This is a genomic window from Amycolatopsis sp. NPDC003676 (genome assembly GCF_053587275.1).
On sequence record NZ_JBSFNS010000022.1, the window covers coordinates 62,589 to 82,266 of the forward strand.

A 19,678-nucleotide genomic window follows, 5' to 3' on the forward strand; every position below is an offset into this window, starting at 1 on the left:
TCGGCGGCGGCGACTGTGCGGGCGGAGGTGCTTGTGACGGAATCGGCGGAGGCAGTGCGCACTCGAGCGGGACCGAAACACCGCAGGCGCGGGTTGCCTGGCGGTAAGTGCTACTGCCGTCGCGCGCCATTCGTGTGGCGGTCTGCCGGGAACGAATTCCGCGAGTCGGGGAGCCGCCGGAATCTTCCGGTGATCGGGTGAGGTTTAGCGGGCGGATTCCCTGATTCCGTGAGATCGACTTGTCGCGCTACCTGTCCGGGGGCGTTATCGGCGAAGGCGGGCGGTGATCTTTTCCCGTGCTGGCACCGGAGTCGGGCGCACGGCGGCGATGTTGCTGCGGTCGGGGTAACGGCGACCGCTGTTGGCACCAGTTCTTTGGTGGCGATCGCCGTTCCGGCGGCCTCGGGAAAGGCGGGTTTACGCTGGTCGGCGCAACGGGAATCGGTGCCGTGCGCGGGAGGAAGATCCGCCGAATGCGAAGGCTGATCTTCCGGTTATCTGTGTTCGCGCCGAGGTGTGAGTCCGTTGTTCATATTTTAGAATGGTCTCGGCAATGTGTGACGCAGGGTGCGAAGCGGGGTATGCGGGAGTCCTTCGTTTGGCGGTTGCTGGAGTGCAACCGTGCTAGGCAGGGTATGGATTCCAGCGCGGGTTTGGGCTCGAGGGCGTCCGCGTTGTGCTGGGGCTAGTGCCGCGCGAGCAGGGGGCAATTCCTCGTGCGGCTCCTACGAGTATTCGAAAGGTCTGGTCATGCACTCCCGGAAAGAAAGATTCGAAGTCCCGAGACCGCGCCCGGTGCCCGGCGTGGGCTGTGCGGACCGGCTGGCCGCCGTGCTCCCGCGGCTGACCGCCCGGCATCGGGTGCCGGGAGCGCAGGTCGCGGTCTGGGCCGGCGGCGAGACCGCAGTGGTCCAGACCGGTGTCGCGAGCCGCGGCCGGCCGATGCGGGAGAGCTCGCGCGTGCCGATCGGCTCAGTCACCAAGGTGGCGACCGCGACGCTGGCGATGATGCTCGTCTCGGACGGCGATCTCGAGCTGGACCAGCCGGTCGGCGAGATCCTCGGCGATCCGGCCCTTCCCGGCTCGCTGACCCTGCGCGGGCTGCTGAGCCACACCAGCGGGCTGCCCTCGGACCCGGCCGACGCCGCCGGGTCCTGCCGGAAGGAAGTGCGGGCCGCGGAGTTCGTCTGCGAGCCGGGGACCGCGTTCTCCTATTCCAACCTCGGCTACGCGCTGGCCGGCGAGCTGATCGAAGACGTCACCGGGATGCGCTGGCGTCACGCGGTCGAGTCGATCCTGTTGCGGCCCTTGGAGATCGAGCCCGTTTACGTCGACAGCCCTGGCATCGCGACCGGGCACGCGCGCGACGGCGAGCGTCCGCTCGCGCAGGTGCTGCCGCCGATGCTGGACCCGGCGGGCGCGCTCGCGCTCAGCGCCCGCGACCTCGTCGCGCTCGGGCGGGTCCACCTCGGCAAACCGGGGCTGCTCGACGTCGTGACAGCGAGTGACCTGCACCGGCCGGTGCCGGGCGCGGAACCGTTCGGCCTCGCGGACGGCTGGGGGCTGGGGCTGGCCTGCTTCGGGGACGAGGAATCCCGCTGGCTCGGACACGACGGAACGGCCGACGGCACCTCGTGTCACCTGCGGATCGACCAGGCCGGTGCCTGCGTGCTCGCGCTGACCGCCAACGGGGCCGGGGGCACCGACCTCTGGCAGGACCTGGTTGACGAACTGCCGGAATTCGGTCTCCCGCCCCAGCGCGTCCAGATTGCGGAATCCTGCCCGATTCCCATGCCGGACGGCGATTTCGGCAGTTTCCGCAACGGCGCCATCGGGTACACGATCCGTCCGGACGCCGTAGGCGGCGCGTGTCTCGACGTGGACGGCGACGTCTTCCCCGAACTGGCCCGGTACGCCGACGGCACGTTCACCGTCCGCGATCCGGCGACCGGCCGCGCCACCCCGTGCGGGCGGTTCCGCGGCGAACCCGGCGCGGCGACCGCCGTCGAAATCGGCGGCCGGCTCGCGCGGCGGTGCTGAGCAGCTCCCCGAACTCCTCGTCCTCACCCGCGCCAGGCGGGATCCCTTGGTGTGCCCGGAAGGTAGCGAAACGATGACCGCCCAAGACATCCCGGCCGAACCGGACGCGACCGCCACCCTGCCGGAGCTGTTCGCGGCCGAGGTGCGAAAGGCTCCGGACGCGCTCGCCGTGGACGGCGCGGCCCGGCTGACGTACGCCGAACTGGCCGACGCGGCGAGCAGGCTGGCCGCGTACCTGCTGCGGCTGGGGCTGCGCCCGGAGGACCGGGTAGGGGTGCTGGCGCAGCGGTCGGCCGAGCTGGTCGTCGCGGAACTGGCCGTGGTCGCCGCCGGCGGCGCGTACGTGCCGCTCGACCGGCGCGCGCCGGACAGCCGGTCGCGGACGCTGCTCGTCGAAGCCGGGGTCACGGTGCTGCTGACCGACGACCCGGTCCGCGCGGCGGAAATCCACAGTGGACAGATCGCGGTACTCGGAAGGCCGCTGCCGCAAGCGGATTTCCCCACGGTGGCAATGCATCCGGACAACCTGGCCTATCTGGTGCACACGTCCGGATCGACCGGCAAGCCCAAGGGAGTCGCGGTCCGGCATCGGGACGTCGCGGCGCTCGCGGCTGACCGGAGGTTCGCGGGGGACGCGCATCGGCGGGTGCTGCTGCACTCGCCGGCCGCTTTCGACGCCTCGACCTACGAGATGTGGGTGCCGTTGCTGACCGGCGGCACCGTCGTGGTCGCGCCGCCCGGAGACCTCGACGTCGAGAGCCTCCGCGAGGTCATCTCCCGGTACGACGTCGGCGCGGTCTGGCTGACGGCGGGCCTGTTCCGGGTCGTCGCGCAGGAAGCGCCGGATTGTTTCCAGGGCGTGCGAGAGGTCTGGACCGGTGGCGACGTCGTCCCGGCCGGCGCGGTGCGGCGGGTGCTGCGCGCGTGCCCCGGCGTCACCGTGGTCGACGGGTACGGCCCGACCGAGACCACCACCTTCGCGACGGCTCACGCGGCCCAATCGGCGGATGTGCAGGCGATGCCGATCGGCCGCCCGCTGGACGGCGTCCGCGCGTATGTGCTGGACGACGCGTTGAATCCGGTCGCTCCCGGGGCACCCGGCGAGCTGCACCTGGCCGGCGCCGGGCTCGCGCGCGGCTACTGGGCGCGTCCCGGGGCGACGGCGGAGAAGTTCGTCGCCGACCCCGGCGTGCCCGGCGAGCGGATGTACCGCACCGGCGACGTGGTCCGCTGGAACGACGAGGGCGAGCTGGAATTCCTCGGCCGCACCGACGACCAGGTCAAGATCCGCGGTTTCCGGGTGGAACTCGGCGAAATCGAGACTGTGCTCGCCGCGGACGACACCGTCGCGGAGGCAGTGGTCGTCGCGCGGGCGGACGGGCCGGGCACGAAGCGTCTGGTCGCGTACGTCGTGCTGGTGCCGGATGCGCCGCGAAAAGACCTGAAAGCCGTTGTCGCGGCGGTATTGCCGGACTATCAGGTGCCTTCGGCGATCGTCGTGCTGGACGAGCTTCCCTTGAGCGCCAACGGAAAGGTCGACCGGAAAGCCCTGCCCGCGCCGTCGGCGGAATCGGCGGACGCCGGGACTGAGCCGAGGACGGCCATCGAACGCGCGGTCGCCGAGATCCTCGCCGAGGTGCTGGGCCTGGACCGGATCGGCGTGGACGACGATTTTTTCGCCCTGGGCGGTGATTCGATCCTGGCGGTGCAGGCGCTGTCCCGCTTGCGCCGGGCGTTCGGCGCGGATCTTTCGGCACGGGCGCTGTTCGACGCGCCCAGTGTGGAAAAGCTCGCGCTGCACCTGGAAAACGGCCCGCGAGCCGAGCAGACGATCCCGGTCGCGTCGCCGACGGAGCTGCTTCCGCTGTCCCCGGCGCAGCGGCGGTTGTGGTTCCTCGACGAAATGACCGGCGGAAGCTCCGAATACAACACCGGCGTCGGGATCCGCCTGTCCGGCCCGCTTGACCTCGCCGCTCTGCGCACGGCGTTGGCTGCCCTGTGCGCCCGGCACGAATCGCTGCGCACGACGTTCGATTCCGTTGCCGGGCAAGGGATGCAGCGAATCGCGCCGACCGGGGAAATCCCGTTGAGGATAGCGGATTCCGTCCCGGACGACGACGTGCTGAAGACCGAATTGAGTGCGCCGTTCGACCTGCGGACGGGACCGTTGACCCGAGCCGTGCTGTTCCCGTCGGAGCCGGGCGCGCACCTGCTTGTGGTGTGCCAGCACCATATCGTCACGGACGGCCGGTCGATCGCCGTGCTCACCGACGAACTTCTCGACCTGTACGGCGGCAAGACCCTGCCCCCGCTGCCGCTCGGCTACCAGGACTACACCCGGTGGCGGCTGGCGTCCGAACGTCTCGACCAGCTCGGTTACTGGCGCGAGACCCTCGACGGCCTCGAACCGCTCGCGCTCCCGACCGACCGTCCGCGGCCCCCGCAGCGCACCACGGAAGGCGCGGTGCACCGGCACGACCTGCCCGCCGACCTGGTCCGCCGGGTCGCCGAAGCAGGCCGAACGCAGGGCGCGACGTTGTTCATGACGCTGACCGCGGCCGTCCAGACGGTCCTGGCTGCTTACAGCGGCCAGCGCGACGTCGCGGTCGGCACGGCGGTGTCCGGCCGCGACCGGGCCGAACTCGAGCCGCTGACCGGATTCTTCGTCAACACGCTCGTGCTGCGGTCCTCAGTGGACGGTGCACAGCCGTTCGACCGGTTCCTGGCCGAGTTCCGCGAAACCGTGCTGGCCGCGTTCGCGCACAGCGACGTCCCGTTCGACCGCGTGGTGGAGGAAGTCCAGCCCGAACGCGATCCGTCGCGGACGCCGTTGGTGCAGGCCGTCGTCGTCCTGCAACGCCCGCTGGTGTCGGAGCGCACGGTCGCCGGGCTGCAGGCCAGCGAGTACGCGCTGCCCCGGCCTTCGGCGCGGTTTGACCTGGTGGTGGAGTTCTGGCCGCGACCCGACGGCCTGCGCGTCACCGTCGAATATGCCACCGCGCTCTTCGACGACGCGACCATCGAACGTCTCGCGTCGAGCCTGGAGGTGCTGCTCACCGGGATCGCCGCCGACCCGGCGCGGCCGGTGGGCGATCTCCCGCTGCTCACCGCCGAGGACCGCCGGTTTTTGCTGCCAGGACTGCCCGAAAGCGCGCGAGCCGAGACAGTTCCGGAGCTGTTCGACCGCTGCGCCGAGCAAAGTCCGGACGCCCCAGCCGTGGTGTGCGGCGACACCAGCCTGAGCTACGCGGAGCTGCAGTCGAGGGCGAACCGTCTCGCGCGGCACCTGATCCGGCGCGGCGTCCGGCCGGAGGAGCGGGTCGGCGTGCTGCTGGACCGCTCGGCCGACCTCGTCGTGGCCGTGCTGGCGATCCTCAAGGCAGGCGCGGCCTACCTGCCCCTGGATCTGCGGGCTCCGGCCGATCGCCTGCGCCGCGTCCTCGACGGAGTGTCGCTGGTACTCACCGACGACACCTGGCACGACACCGCCGTCACTGTCCACAAGGGAACGTCGCTGGTCGTCAAGGACGTCGACGAGCCTTCCGCCGCACCGGAAATCACGCTGAGCGGCCAGAACCTGGCCTACGTCGAGTACACGTCGGGCTCCACCGGCGTCCCGAAGGGCGTGGCCGTGCGGCACGCGGACGTCACGGCACTCGCGACCGACCCGCGCTTCGCAGGCCACGAGCGAGTCCTGCTGCATTCTCCGCTCGCCTTCGACGCCTCCACTTACGAGCTGTGGGTGCCGCTGCTCAACGGCGGCACCGTGGTCGTCGCGCCGCCCGGCGATCTGGACGCCGAGGTGATCCAACGGCTGGAAATCACTGCACTCTGGCTGACCGCGGGCCTCTTCCGACTCTTCGCCGAGGAGACGCCCGAATGCTTCGCCGGGCTGCGCGAGGTCTGGACCGGCGGCGACGTCGTGCCGCCGCCCGCCGTGCAACGGGTCCTCGACAGCTGCCCCGGCATCGCCGTCGTGGACGGCTACGGCCCGACCGAGACCACCACCTTCGCCACCTCCTTCCGGATCACGAACGAGGTCCCCGACGTCATCCCGATCGGCACGCCGCTGCGGGACGTCCGGATCCGCGTCGTCGACGACCGGTTCCGCCTGCTGCCGCGCGGCGCGGCCGGCGAGGTGTGCGTCGCCGGAGCCGGGCTCGCGCGCGGCTACTTCGACCAGCCGGGCCTGACCGCGGACCGCTTCGTCGCCGACCCGTTCGGCAATCCGGGGGACCGGATGTACCGGACCGGCGACCTCGCCCGCTGGCGCACCGACGGGACGCTCGAATTCCTCGGCCGCGTGGACGACCAGGTCAAGATCCGCGGCTTCCGCGTCGAACCGGCCGAGATCGAACGCGCCCTGGCGGCAGAAAAAGACGTGACCCAGGCGTTCGTGACCATCCGGGCCATCGGCGGGCGCAAGCAGTTGGTCGGTTACGTGGTCCCGGCAACGGTGGACACCGAGGCGCTCCGCCAGGCCGTCGCCCGCACCCTGCCGGACTACATGGTGCCGTCGGTGCTGGTCCCGCTGGCCGGGCTGCCGCTTACGGCGAACGGCAAGGTCGACCGTCGCGCTCTGCCGGAGCCGCGGACGTCCAGCGAGCGGACGGTCGCCCCGCGCACCGAACGGGAGGCAGTGCTCGCCGGGATCTGGGCCGACGTGCTCGGTCTCGATCGCGTCAGCGTGGACGACAACTTCTTCGCCCTCGGCGGCGATTCGATCCTGAGCATCCAGGTGAGCGCCCGCGCCCGGCAAGCGGGGCTCAGCGTGACCACCGCCGACCTGTTCCGCCACCAGACCATCGCGGCACTCGCCCCGACCGTCGGCGAGGCCACGGCGGTCGCCGCGCGCGGCCCGGAAAGCGGCGACGTCGTCCTGACCCCGATCCAGCACTGGTTCTTCGGCCTGGGCGCGGACCGCTTCGACCAGACGATCGCCGTCGAACTCCCCGCTGACGTCGACTTGACCGCGCTGATCTCCGCGCTGGCCGCGTTGTCCGAGCAGCACGACGCGCTGCGGATGCGGTTCAGCCACGACCGCGACGCTTGGCATCAGCACAATGCCGCTGTCGGCGAAGGGCACACGCTCCTGCGGTGGTCGCTGTCCGGCGAGCCGCGGACGCTGCACCTTGCCGCGCACCACCTGGTGGTCGACGGCGTGTCGTGGCGGCTGCTGCTCGAAGACCTCGACCGCGGCTATCAGCAGGCCGTGCGCGGCGAACCGATCGACCTCGGCCCGCGGACGACGTCCTTCCGCGAGTGGGCGCAAAAGCTGGCCGAGCACGCGGAAGCAGGCGGCTTCGACGACGAACTCGCGCACTGGTGGGAACTGCCCGCGCCGACACCGCTGCCGGTCGACGGCACGGCGGAGAACACGTTCGGCCAGGCGCGCGTCGTCACGGCCCGGCTCACCGCGGACGAGACGCACGCGTTGCTGCGCCAGGTGCCGCAGGCCTACCGGACACAGGTCAACGACGTGCTGCTGGCCGCGCTGGGCCGGGTGCTGGGGGACTGGACCGGGAGCCAGCCGGTCGTCGACCTCGAAGGGCACGGCCGCGAGGAGCTGTTCGACGGCGTCGACCTGTCGCGGACGGTCGGCTGGTTCACCAGCGTGTTCCCGGTGGCGCTGGACGTTCCGGACGGCTGGGGCGCGGCGCTGAAGGCGGTCAAGGAGCAGTTGCGCGCGGTCCCGCGACGGGGGATCGGCTACGGCGCGCTGCGGTATCTGGCCGGGTCGGCGCCGGTGATCGAACCGCAGGTGAGCTTCAATTACCTCGGCCAGTTCGACCTGCCCGGCGGCCTGACCCTGCACCGCGAACTCGCGCTGGACGTCGCGCCGGACACTGTCCGTCCGCACCTGCTGGAGGTCGTCGGTCGCGTTGAGGGCGGCGAGCTGGAGCTGGCGTGGCATTACGCCGAGGGCGTCCACGAGGAGTCCACTGTGGACCGGCTGGCCACGGCGATGGCCGAGGCGCTGCGCGAGATCGTCCGGCATTGCGCGGAGCCGGGAGCGGGCGGCCGGACGCCGTCGGACTTCCCGCTGGCCGGGCTCGACCAAACAGGAGTGGACGCGCTTGTCGGCGACGGCCGGGACGTCGAGGACATCTACCCGCTGACGCCGATGCAGGCCGGGATGGTGTTCCACGACCTCGCCCAGCCCGGCGACCGGGTCTACTTCGAACAAGTTTCGTTCACGGTGGACGAGGTCCCGGATCCGCAGCGGCTCGGCGAGGCGTGGCAACGGATTGTCGAGCGGACTCCGATCCTGCGCAGCCGCATCGTGTGGGACGGCGTTCCTCAGCCGCTGCAAGTGGTGCAGCGCGCTGTCGAACTGCCCGTGTCCTACTTGGACTGGTCCACTGTGGACCCGGAACAAGCGCTAGAACAGCTGCTGGCGCAAGACCTGGCCGAAGGATTCGACCTCGCCCAGGCCCCGCTCGCGCGGTTGGTCATCGCGCGGGAATCCGCCACGAAGGTGCGCGTCCTCTGGACCTTCCACCACGTCCTCCTCGACGGCTGGAGCGTCTTCGGCATCCTCTCCGACGTCGTCGCCCTGCTGCGCGGCGAAGAACCGCCCGTCCGCCCGCCGTTCCGCGATTACGCCGCCTGGCTCGCCGCCCAAGACGACGAGCGCGCCGAGGAACACTGGCGAACCGAACTCGCCGGAGTGACGCCGACTCCGCTGCCCCTCGAACGTCCGGCCGTCCGCACGCACACGTCGAGTTCGACCGGCCGGATCGCGGTGGAACTGGACGACGAGACGTCAACAGCCGTCTACGCCTTCGCGCGGCGACATCGGCTGACGGTCAACACCCTCGTCCAAGGTGCCTGGGCCGCGTTGCTGGCGCGCTACAGCGGCGAAACCGAGGTGTGCTTCGGCGCGACGGTGTCCGGCCGCCCGGCGGAATTGCCCGGTGCGGACGACATTCCCGGCATCTTCATCAACACCCTGCCGGTGCGGGTCCGGCTCGACGGCACGCGCGGGGTCGCGGACTGGTTGCGCGATCTTCAAGCAGCACAAGCGGAATCGCGTCGCTTCGGGCACGTCGGCCTGACCAAGCTGCAGGCGTGGAGCGGCGGCGGCAGCCTGTTCGACAGCATCGTCGTCTTCGAGAACTACCCGATCGACGAGGTGTCGCAGCTGCGCGACGTCCGCGCGGCCGAGCGGACCAGCTACCCGCTGGGCGTCGTCGCCTACCCCGGACGCCGGTTGTCGATGATCCTCACGCACGACCCCGCGCGGATCGGCGACGCCGCGGCGGCAAGGCTCGCGGCGCACCTCGAAGCGCTGGTCCGGGGCATGATCGCGGCACCGCACGGGCCGGTGTCCCGGGTGCCGATGCTGTCCGAGAACGAGATCAAGCACTTGCTCGCCGAGCGGAACGAGACCGCCCGTCCGCTCCCGGCCAAGGCGGTGCCGGAGCTGTTCGAGGCCCAGGCCCGCCGCACTCCGGATGCCGTCGCGCTGGTGACGGACGACGAGCAGATCACCTACCGCGAGCTCGACGTCCGCGCGAACCGGCTGGCGCATCGGCTGATCGAGGCAGGCATCCAGGAGGAGGACCGGGTCGCCGTCCTGATGAACCGCTCGCCGGGACTCGTCGTCGCGGAACTGGCGATCATCAAGGCCGGTGGTGCCTACCTGCCGCTGGACCTGCGTGCTCCGGCCGAACGGTTGCGGCTGCTCGTGCAAGAGGCTGAAGCAAACATCGTAGTAACCGACGCGGCGTGGCTGGCCACCGCCGAGGAGGTCCACACGGGCACCATCATCACCGGCGAAAGCGGTGCCACGGACACGCCGCCAGCCGTCCGCGTCGATCCCGAGCAGCTCGCGTACGTCATCTACACCTCCGGTTCGACCGGCCGTCCGAAGGGCGTTTCGGCACGGCATCGCGACGTCGTGGCACTCGCCATCGACCAGCGGTTCGCCCGGCACGACCGGATTCTCCTGCACTCGCAACAGGCTTTCGACGCCGCGACCTACGAACTGTGGGTCCCGCTGCTCAACGGCGGCACCGTCGTGCTGGCCCCGCCGGGAGACGTGGACGTCGAGACGCTCGGCCGCTCGCTCACCACGCACGACGTGACGGGCGCGTTCCTTACCACCGGGCTGTTCCGGCTGGTCGCGCAGGAATCGCCGGAGGTCTTCGCGGGCGTGCGGGAAGTCTGGACCGGCGGCGACGCCGTCCCCGCGGCCGCGCTGCGCCGGGTGCAGGCGGCCTGCCCGGACACCCTGGTCGCCGACGTCTACGGCCCCACCGAGACCACCACGTTCGCGACCGTGCACCCGCTGCCCGGCGAGATCCCGGACGTCGTCCCGATCGGCGGGCCGCTCGACCACACCCGCGTGTACGTACTCGACGACGACCTCCGGCTCGCCCCGCCCGGTGCGCCCGGCGAGCTGCACATCGCCGGCGCGGGACTGGCGCGCGGCTATCTCGGCCGGTCCGGGCTGACCGCCGAGCGGTTCGTCGCGGACCCGTTCGGGCCGCCGGGGGAGCGGATGTACCGCACCGGCGACCTGGTGCGGTGGAACGACGAGGGCGCGCTGGAATTCGTCGGCCGCGCCGACGAGCAGGTCAAGATCCGCGGCTTCCGCGTCGAGCCGAGCGAGATCGAAGCCGCGCTCGGCGAGCACCCCGGCGTCGAGCAGGCCGCCGTGCTGGCCCGCGAGGACGGCGGCGTGAAGCGCCTGGTCGCCTACGTCGTCGGCGAAACCGGCGGCCTGGCGGAATTCCTCGGCCAGACGTTGCCGGACTACATGGTGCCCGCCGCGTTCGTCCGGCTGGAGCGGTTCCCGGTGAACGTCAACGGGAAGCTCGACCGGCAGGCGTTGCCGACGCCCGAGTTCGGCGCGCGGGACCACGTCGCGCCGCGGACCGAGCGCGAACGCACGATCGCGGAGATCTGGGCCGACGTGCTCAGCGTGGACCGCGTCGGCGCGACGGACGATTTCTTCGAGCTGGGCGGCGATTCGATCCTCAGCATGCAGGTCGTCTCGCGCGCTCGCCGGGCCGGGCTGGAACTGCAGCCCGGCGACCTCTTCGCGCACCGCACCCCGGCCGCGCTCGCCACCGCGGCCCGCACCGCGACGGCGGCGATCGAACGCGGCCCGGTCCACGGTCCGGTGCCGCTGACCCCGATCCAGCGCTGGTTCTTCGCGACGCAAACCGCCGAGCCGGACCATTTCCACCAGTTCGTCCGGCTGGGCACTGTCGATCCGGACGCGGCGCGCGCGGCCGTCGAGGCGCTGCTGACGCACCACGACGCGCTCCGGATGCGCTTCGCCCGCGGCGAAACCCACTGGCTGCAGGAGAACGGCCCGGTCGGTGCCGAGACCCCGCTGGTCAGCTTCGACCAGGACCGGCTTTCCGTGCACCACCTCGTGGTCGACGGCGTCTCGTGGCGCGTGCTCATCGAGGACTTCGAACGCGCTTACAACCAGGTGCTGGAAGGCCAACCGATCGATCTCGGCCCGCGCACGACGTCCTTCCGCGACTGGGCGATCCGGCTCGCCGAGCACGCCGCCGCAGGCGGATTCGACGACGAACTCGGCTACTGGCGGGGCGTGTCCGGGCGGACCACGGTGCCGGTCGACGGCCGAGGCGACGCGACTGTCGCTTCGATGCGTTCGGTGACCGTCCGGCTGTCCGCGGCGGAGACCGGCGCGCTGCTGCGCGATGTCCCGAAGGCCTATCGCACGCAGGTCAACGACGTGCTGCTGACCGCGCTCGGCCGCGTCCTGCGCGACTGGACCGGCGGGACGCCCGTGGTCGATTTGGAAGGCCACGGCCGCGAGGAGCTGTTCGACGACGTCGATCTGTCCCGGACGGTCGGCTGGTTCACCACGGTCTTTCCGGTGGCGCTGGACGTCCCGGACGACTGGGGCGCGGCGCTCAAGTCCGTCAAGGAGCAGCTGCGCGCGGTGCCGCGCCGGGGGATCGGGTACGGCGCGTTGCGGTACTTGACCGGTGCCGCGCCGGAGATCGACCCGCAGGTGAGTTTCAACTATCTCGGACAGTTCGGCTCCGGCCGGCTGGATTCCGACGAAAGCCCGCGCTCGGCTCGCGCGCACCTGCTCGACGTCGTCGGCCGCGTCGAGACCGGCGAGCTGGAATTGACCTGGTATTACGCCGAAGGCGTCCACAATCGCTCCACTATGGACACCCTCGCCGCCGCGATGACCACTGCGCTGCGCGAGATCATCCGGCATTGCGCGGAGCCGGGAGCGGGCGGCCGGACACCGTCGGACTTCCCGCTGGCCGCACTCGACCAATCCACTGTGGACGATCTGGTCGGCGACGGCCGGGAGGTCGAGGACGTCTACCCGCTGACGCCGATGCAGTCCGGGATGGTGTTCCACGCGCTGTCCCAGCCCGGCGAACGCGTCTACTTCCAGCAGGTCGGCTTCGTGCTCGACGGCGTCCGTAGCGAAACTGATCTGGCCGCGCTGGAACGGGCCTGGCAGCAGGTAGTCGACCGGACGCCGGTGCTGCGGACGCGGATCGCCTGGGAGGGCGTGCCCGAGCCGGTCCAGGTCGTACAGCGGCAGGTCGCGGTCCCGATCGCCCGGCACGATTGGCGCGGCCGGACGCCGGACGAGCGCGACCAGGCGTGGCAGGACCTGCTCGCCGCCGACCGGGCCCAAGGGCTCGACTTCACCGAAATGCCGTTGCTGCGTCTGGCTTTCGCGCGGTTGTCGGACACCGAAGTCCGAGTGTTGTGGACGTTCCATCACGTCCTGCTCGACGGCTGGAGCGTCTTCGGCGTGCTGTCCGACGTCTTCGCCGCCTACGCCCGCGCCGGGCTTCCCGAGCGGCCGCCGTTCCGTGACTACGTCGCCTGGCTGGACCGACAGGACGACGCCGCGGCCGAGGAGCACTGGCGGCGCGAGCTCGGCAGTCTCGTAGCACCGGCCCGGCTGCCGTATGACCGCGCTCCGGCGCAGGCGCACACGAGTCGGTCGTCGGAATGGCTGCGCGTGCCGGTCGAGAACTCGGGACGGCTACGGGACTTCGCGCGCCGCGCCGGTCTCACGCTCAACACCGTCCTGCAGGGCGCGTGGGCGCTGGTGCTGGCCCGGCTCAGCGGCGAGCGCGACGTTTGCTTCGGCACCACGGTTTCCGGTCGTCCGGTCGATCTGCCCGGCGCGGACGACATCACCGGCATCTTCATCAACACCCTGCCCGTGCGGACCACCGTGACCGGGGGTGACGTGACGGAGTGGCTGGCTCAGCTGCAGTCCGCGCAGGTCGAATCCCGCCGCTACGGCCACCTTCCGCTGACCAAGCTGCAGGCGTGGAGTGGTTGCGGCGGAAGCCTTTTCGACAGCATCGTGGTCTTCGAGAACTATCCGATCGACAACGCGTCCACTCCCGGATTGCGGTTGCGCGACGTCGACGCCGCCGAGACGACGAACTACCCGATCAGCGTCGTCGCGTCGCCGGGGGAGCAGCTGACGCTCGACGTCGGCTACGACCCGGACCTGTTCGACACCGAAACCGCCAAGCGGATCACCCGGCAGCTCCTCGCCGTGCTCGACGCCTTCAGCGCGGGCCTGGGATCGCTGGAGGACATCGACCTGCTCACGACGGCCGAGCGGCAGCAGGTGCTCCACGACTGGAACGACACCAGCCAACCGCTCCCGGAAGGCGACCTGGCCGAACTGTTCGCCGAGCAGGTCCGGCAAGCACCGGAAGCGGTCGCGGTGGCGGGCGACGGAATCCGCCTGACCTACGCGGAGCTGGACCGGCGATCCGACCGGCTCGCCCGCTACCTGGTGTCGCTCGGCGCGCAGCCGGAAACGCTCGTCGGCGTGCTGATGGACCGTTCGCCGGGGCTGATCGTCGCCGAACTCGCGATCGTCAAGGCCGGCGCCGCCTACCTGCCGCTGGACACCCGCGCCCCCGAGCCGCGGCTCAAGACCCTCCTGTCCGGCGTGAAGATCCTGGTCACCGACGACGCTTGGCGCGATACCGCGCGCAAGGTCCACAGTGGACCCATCGTCGTGCCCGGCGACCAAACCGCGGCCGTGCGGCTCCCGAAGGCAGACCCGGCCAACCTGGCGTACGTCATGTACACCTCGGGTTCGACCGGAAAGCCGAAGGGCGTCGCCCCCAGCCGCCGCGACATCGTGGCACTCGCGGCGGACCGGCGGTTCGCGACGCACCACCGGATCCTGCTGCACGCGTCCCAGGCCTTCGACGCCTCGACGTACGAACTCTGGGTGCCGCTGCTGGGCGGCGGCACGGTCGTTGTCGCCCCGCCCGGAGACCTCGATCTGGAGACCATCGGCCGCCTGTTCGCCGAGCACCGGGTCAACGCCGCCTTCCTCACCACCGGCCTCTTCCGGCTCGCGGCCCGCGAAGCACCGGAGATCTTCCGCGGCCTGCAGGAAGTCTGGACCGGCGGCGACGCCGTCCCGTCGGCCGCCGTGCGACAAGTGCGGGAAGCCTGCCCGGACACGACTGTCGTGGACGTCTACGGCCCGACCGAGACGACGACTTTCGCGCTGTCGCACCCGGTGCTCGGCCCGGTCCCGGATGTCGTGCCGATCGGGAAACCGCTGGACAACACGCGGGCCTACGTCCTCGGCCCGGACCTGCGGCCGGTGCCGCCGGGCGCGCTCGGCGAACTGCACCTCGCCGGCGCGGGCCTGGCGCGCGGGTACCACGGCGCTCCCGGACTGACCGCCGAGCGGTTCCTGCCCGATCCGTTCGGGACGCCGGGGGAGCGGATGTACCGCACCGGCGACCTCGTCCGCTGGACCGCGCAGGGCGAACTGGACTTCGCCGGCCGCGTGGACGAGCAGGTCAAGATCCGCGGGTTCCGGATCGAACCCGGCGAGGTCGAGGCCGCGCTGGCGGCGCATCCCGGGATCTCCCAGGCCGCTGTGCTGGCCCGCGAGGACCACGGCGTCAAGCGGCTCGTCGCCTATTACACCGGCGACGCGGACGAGCTGCCCGCGTTCCTCGGGCAGACCCTGCCGGACTACCTGGTCCCGGCCGCGTTCGTCCGGCTTGACCGGTTGCCGTTGACCGGCAACGGAAAACTCGACCGGCACGCCCTGCCCGCCCCGGACTTCGCCGCGAGCGGCGCCCGCACGGCCCCGGCGACGGAGGCCGAACGGGTCCTGGCCGGGATCTGGTCCGAGGTGCTCGGCGTCGAGGACGTCGGGGCCGAGACGAACTTCTTCGAACTCGGCGGCGACTCGATCCTCAGCATCCAGGTCGTCTCCCGGGCTCGCCGGGCCGGGCTGATCCTGTTGCCGCACGAGGTGTTCCGGCATCCGACGCTGGCCGCGTTGGCCGCGCACGCGGGCGGCGATCACGGGCCGAAAGCCGAGCAAGGCCCGGTGGTCGGCGAAGCGCCGCTCACGCCGATCCAGCGCTGGTACTTCGAGACCCAGCCGGAGCGGTTCGACCAGCGGGTGGTGCTGGAGTTCGCCGAGGACGTCGACGAACCAGCGTTGCGCCGGGCCTTGCAGGTGGTCTGGGAGCACCACGACGCCCTGCGCCTGCGGTTCGACCAAGCTCAGCACAGCGATCCGGCCGGACCGGTGGAACTGCTCGTCGGCGAGCCCGAGTTCGATCTGAAGCGGGGTCCGTTGCTGAACGCGGTCCTCGACGGGCGACGGCTCCTGCTGGCCGCGCACCACCTGGTCATCGACGGCGTTTCGTGGCGGATTCTCTTGGAGGACTTGGAAACCGCCTACCGCGGCGAAGACCTCGAACCGAAGACGACGTCGTTCCTCGCCTGGTCCCGGCGGCTCGCCGAACACGCCGAGGCAGGCGGTTTCGACGACGAACTCGCCCACTGGAAGTCTCTGCCACCAGTGCGGCAAAGCGCCCCGGGCGTCATCGCCGACACCCGCGAGGTCGCCGTCCGCCTCACTGCCGAGGAAACCCGCGCGCTGCTGCAGGACGTCCCGGAGGTCTACCGGACGCAGGTCAACGACGTGCTGCTGGCCGCGCTGGGCCGCGTCCTGCGGGACTGGACCGGCGAGATCCCGGTGATCGACCTCGAAGGCCACGGCCGCGAAGACCTGTTCGAGGGGATCGATCTGTCCCGGACGGTCGGCTGGTTCACGACCATGTTCCCGGTCGCGCTCGACGTCCCGGACGACTGGGGTCGCGCGCTGAAGGCGGTCAAGGAACAGCTGCGCGCGGTTCCGCGGCGGGGCATCGGTTACGGCGCTCTGCGCTACCTGACCGGCACCGCACCGGCGATCGATCCGCAGGTGAGTTTCAACTACCTCGGCCAGTTCAGCACCCCCGAAAACGGGCTGTTCCGCGTCGGCAGCCTGGACGCCGACGTCGACCCGGACGCGCCCCGGACCCACGTGCTCGACGTCGTCGGCCGGGTCGAAGCGGGCGTTCTGGAGCTGACCTGGTCCCACGCCACCGTCGGCGACACCGTGGAATCCCTGGCCGAGCAGATGCTGGTGGCGCTGCGGGAAATCATCGCGCACTGCGCCGAACCGAACGCGGGCGGACGCACTCCGTCCGACTTCCCGCTCGCCGCACTCGACCAGGCAGGAGTGGACCAGCTAGTCGAAGGCCGGAACGTCGAGGACATTTACCCGCTGACGCCGATGCAAGGCGGGATGGTCTTCCACGGCCTGTCGCAGACCGCGCAGGGCATGTACTTCGAGCAGGCGACTTTCGTACTCGAAGGCGTCACCGACCCGCAGCGGCTCGGCGAGGCGTGGCAGCAGGTCGTCGACCGGATTCCGGTGCTGCGCACCTCCTTCGTGTGGACCGGCGTGGACGAACCGGTCCAGGTCGTGCACCGCGAAGCCGAACTGCCGGTCCAGCACCTCGACTGGACCGGTCTCGACGGGCATGAAACGGAGCTGGCAAGGCTGCTCGCCGAAGACCGCGCGCAAGGCCTCGACCTGGCCGTCGTCCCGCTGGCGCGCGTCGCCCTCGCGCGGCTTTCGGACACGGAAGTCCTGGTGCTGTGGACGTTCCACCACGTCCTGCTCGACGGCTGGAGCGTCTTCCAGATCCTCTCGGACGTCTGCACCGCCTACGCCGGGCAGCCATTGCCGTCCCGGCCGCCGTTCCGCGACTACCTCGCCTGGCTGGGCGAGCACGACGAGGCCGCCGCCGAACAGTTCTGGCGCACCGCACTCGCCGGGGTCGAAGGCCCGACGCAGCTGCCGAGCGACCGGACCCCGCCGTCCGGCCACGCCCCGTGCTCGGCCGAGTGGCTGCCCGTGCGCCTGGACCGGTCCGCCACCGCCCGGCTGGACGCGTTCGTCAAACGCCATGGCCTCACCCACAACGTCGTGCTGCAGGGAGCGTGGGCGCTGCTGCTGTCGGTCTACAGTGGACAGAACGACGTCGTTTTCGGCGCGACCGCGTCCGGCCGTCCGGCGGACGTGCCTGGAGTGGACGACATTCCCGGCATCTTCATCAACACCCTGCCGGTGCGGGTCACTGTGGACCGCGGTGTTCCCGTCGCGGACTGGCTTGCGCGGCTGCAAGCGGAGCAGGCCGAAGCGCGCGGACACGGGCACGTCCCGCTCGCACGGGTCCAGGGCTGGGCGGGCCTGCCGGGCGGCGTGAACCTGTGCGACAGCCTGGTGGTGTTCGAGAACTACCCGATCACCGGAGCGGCGGCCGGACACGGCCTGACCGTGCGCGACCTGTCCGCCCGGGAGACGACGAACTTCCCGGTCACCGTGGTGGCCTCGCCCGGTTCGGAGCTGTCGGTGGACGTCGGCTACGACCCGGCGCTCTTCGACCCCGAGACGGTGACGGACCTGGCCGCCCGGCTGCTGGAAATCCTCACCGGCCTGACCGCCGACGGCGACCGCGCGCTCGGCGACGTCCCGGTCATCACCGCGGCGGAGATCCAGCTGCTTGCGGAACGGGCCGGCACCTGCGGCGAACCGGAACCCCGGTCGCTGCCCGATCTGTTCGCCGACCAGGTCCGCGTCCGGCCGAACGCCCTCGCCGCCGTGCTCGGCGGCGAACCGGTCACCTACGCCGAGCTGAACCGGCGGGCCAACCGGCTCGCGAACCGGCTCGCCGGGCTCGGGCTGCGGCCGGAGGAACCGGTCGGGCTCGCCGTGGACCACGCGGCCGCGGTGGTCGCCGAACTGGCGGTGGCCAAGGCGGGCGGCGCGTACCTGCCGATCGACGCGCGGGCGCCGATCGAACGGCAGCGAGTGCTCCTCGACGGCGTCCGATTCATTGTTGCGGCGGAAGAACATCCGCTCGCCCAGACGGTTCTGCTGTCCTCTGTGGACGACGAGCCGGACAGCGATCCGGACATCACCGTCGACCCGGATCAGGCGGCCTGCGTGATGTTCACGTCCGGCTCGTCTGGGGTCCCGAAGGGCGTGGTGGTGCGCCACCGCGACGTCGCGGCGCTGGCCGCCGACCGCCGGTTCCGCTGCGGGGCGCACGAACGGGTCCTGCTGCACTCGCCGCTGGCGTTCGACGCCGCGACCTACGAGCTGTGGGTGCCGCTGCTCACCGGCGGCTGGGTCGTCACCAGCCCAGACGCGGGCCTCGACGCGCCGCTGTTACGCGGCCTCGTCCGAGAGCACGGCCTGACCGCGGTGTGGGTCACCGCCGGGCTGTTCCGGATCCTGGCCCAGGAAACGCCGGAGTGCTTCACCGGTCTGCGCGAGGTCTGGACCGGCGGCGACGTGGTCCCGGCGGAGGCGGTGCGGCGGGTGCTGGCGGCGTGCCCGGGGCTGCGGATCGTCGACGGCTACGGCCCGACCGAGATGACGGTGTTCGCCACCGCGTATCCGATGGACGCGCCACCGCCGGACCGGATCCCGATCGGCCGCCCGCTGGACGGCACCCGCGCCCGGGTGCTCGACGCCGACCTGCGCCCGGTGCCGCCCGGCGTGCCCGGCGAGCTGTGCCTGGCCGGCGCGGGCCTCGCCCGGGGCTACCGCGACCGGCCGGGGCTGACCGCGGACCGGTTCGTCGCCGACCCGGACGGCCCGCCGGGGGAGCGGATGTACCGCACCGGCGACCTCGTCCGCTGGCGGCCCGACGGCACGCTGGAATTCCTCGGCCGCCGCGACGACCAGGTCAAACTGCGCGGGTTCCGGGTCGAACCGGGCGAGGTCGAGGCCGTGCTGGCGAAGCATCCGGACGTCGCGCAGGCCGCGGTGCTCGTCCGCGAGGACCAGCCCGGCGCGAAGCAATTGGTCGCCTATGTCGTGTCGGCGGCCGGAGAAAACGTGCTCAGGGAGTTCCTGGCCCGGTCCTTGCCGGACTACCTGGTGCCGTCGGTGTTCGTCGCGCTCGACCGGCTTCCGGTGAGCGCCAACGGAAAACTCGACCGGCGCGCACTGCCCGCGCCGCGGGCGGCGGAGACCGGACACGTCGAACCGAGGACGGAGACCGAGCGCGCGCTCGCCGGGATCTGGGCCGAGGTGCTCGGCGCGGACCGGGTCGGCACGCGGGACAGCTTCTTCGCCCTCGGCGGCGATTCGCTGCGCAGCCTGCACATCTCCGCCAAAGCGAGCGCGCTCTTCGACGTCCGGCTCACCCCGGCCGACGTGCTGGCCGCGCGCACCGTCGCGGCGCTGGCCGAAACCGTCGAAGACCTCGTGCTCAGCGAGCTGGAACGCCTTGCCGCAGAACTGGAATCGTGAGGACTC

The 19,678-nt window shown here is 71.3% G+C and carries 2 protein-coding genes; both read left to right on the forward strand.

The genetic code is table 11. The features are described from left to right. Positions 1–804 precede the first annotated feature (804 nt). On the forward strand, positions 805–2,040 hold the full coding sequence (locus ACWDNU_RS16425; RefSeq protein WP_449669438.1) for a serine hydrolase domain-containing protein: 1,236 nt from the start codon (positions 805–807) through the stop codon (positions 2,038–2,040). A 73-nt stretch (positions 2,041–2,113) separates the two neighbouring features. Beyond that, positions 2,114–19,672 (forward strand): non-ribosomal peptide synthase/polyketide synthase, encoded by a 17,559-nt coding sequence (locus ACWDNU_RS16430; protein WP_449669439.1) that lies wholly within the window; start codon positions 2,114–2,116, stop codon positions 19,670–19,672. Positions 19,673–19,678: the final 6 nt, after the last annotated feature.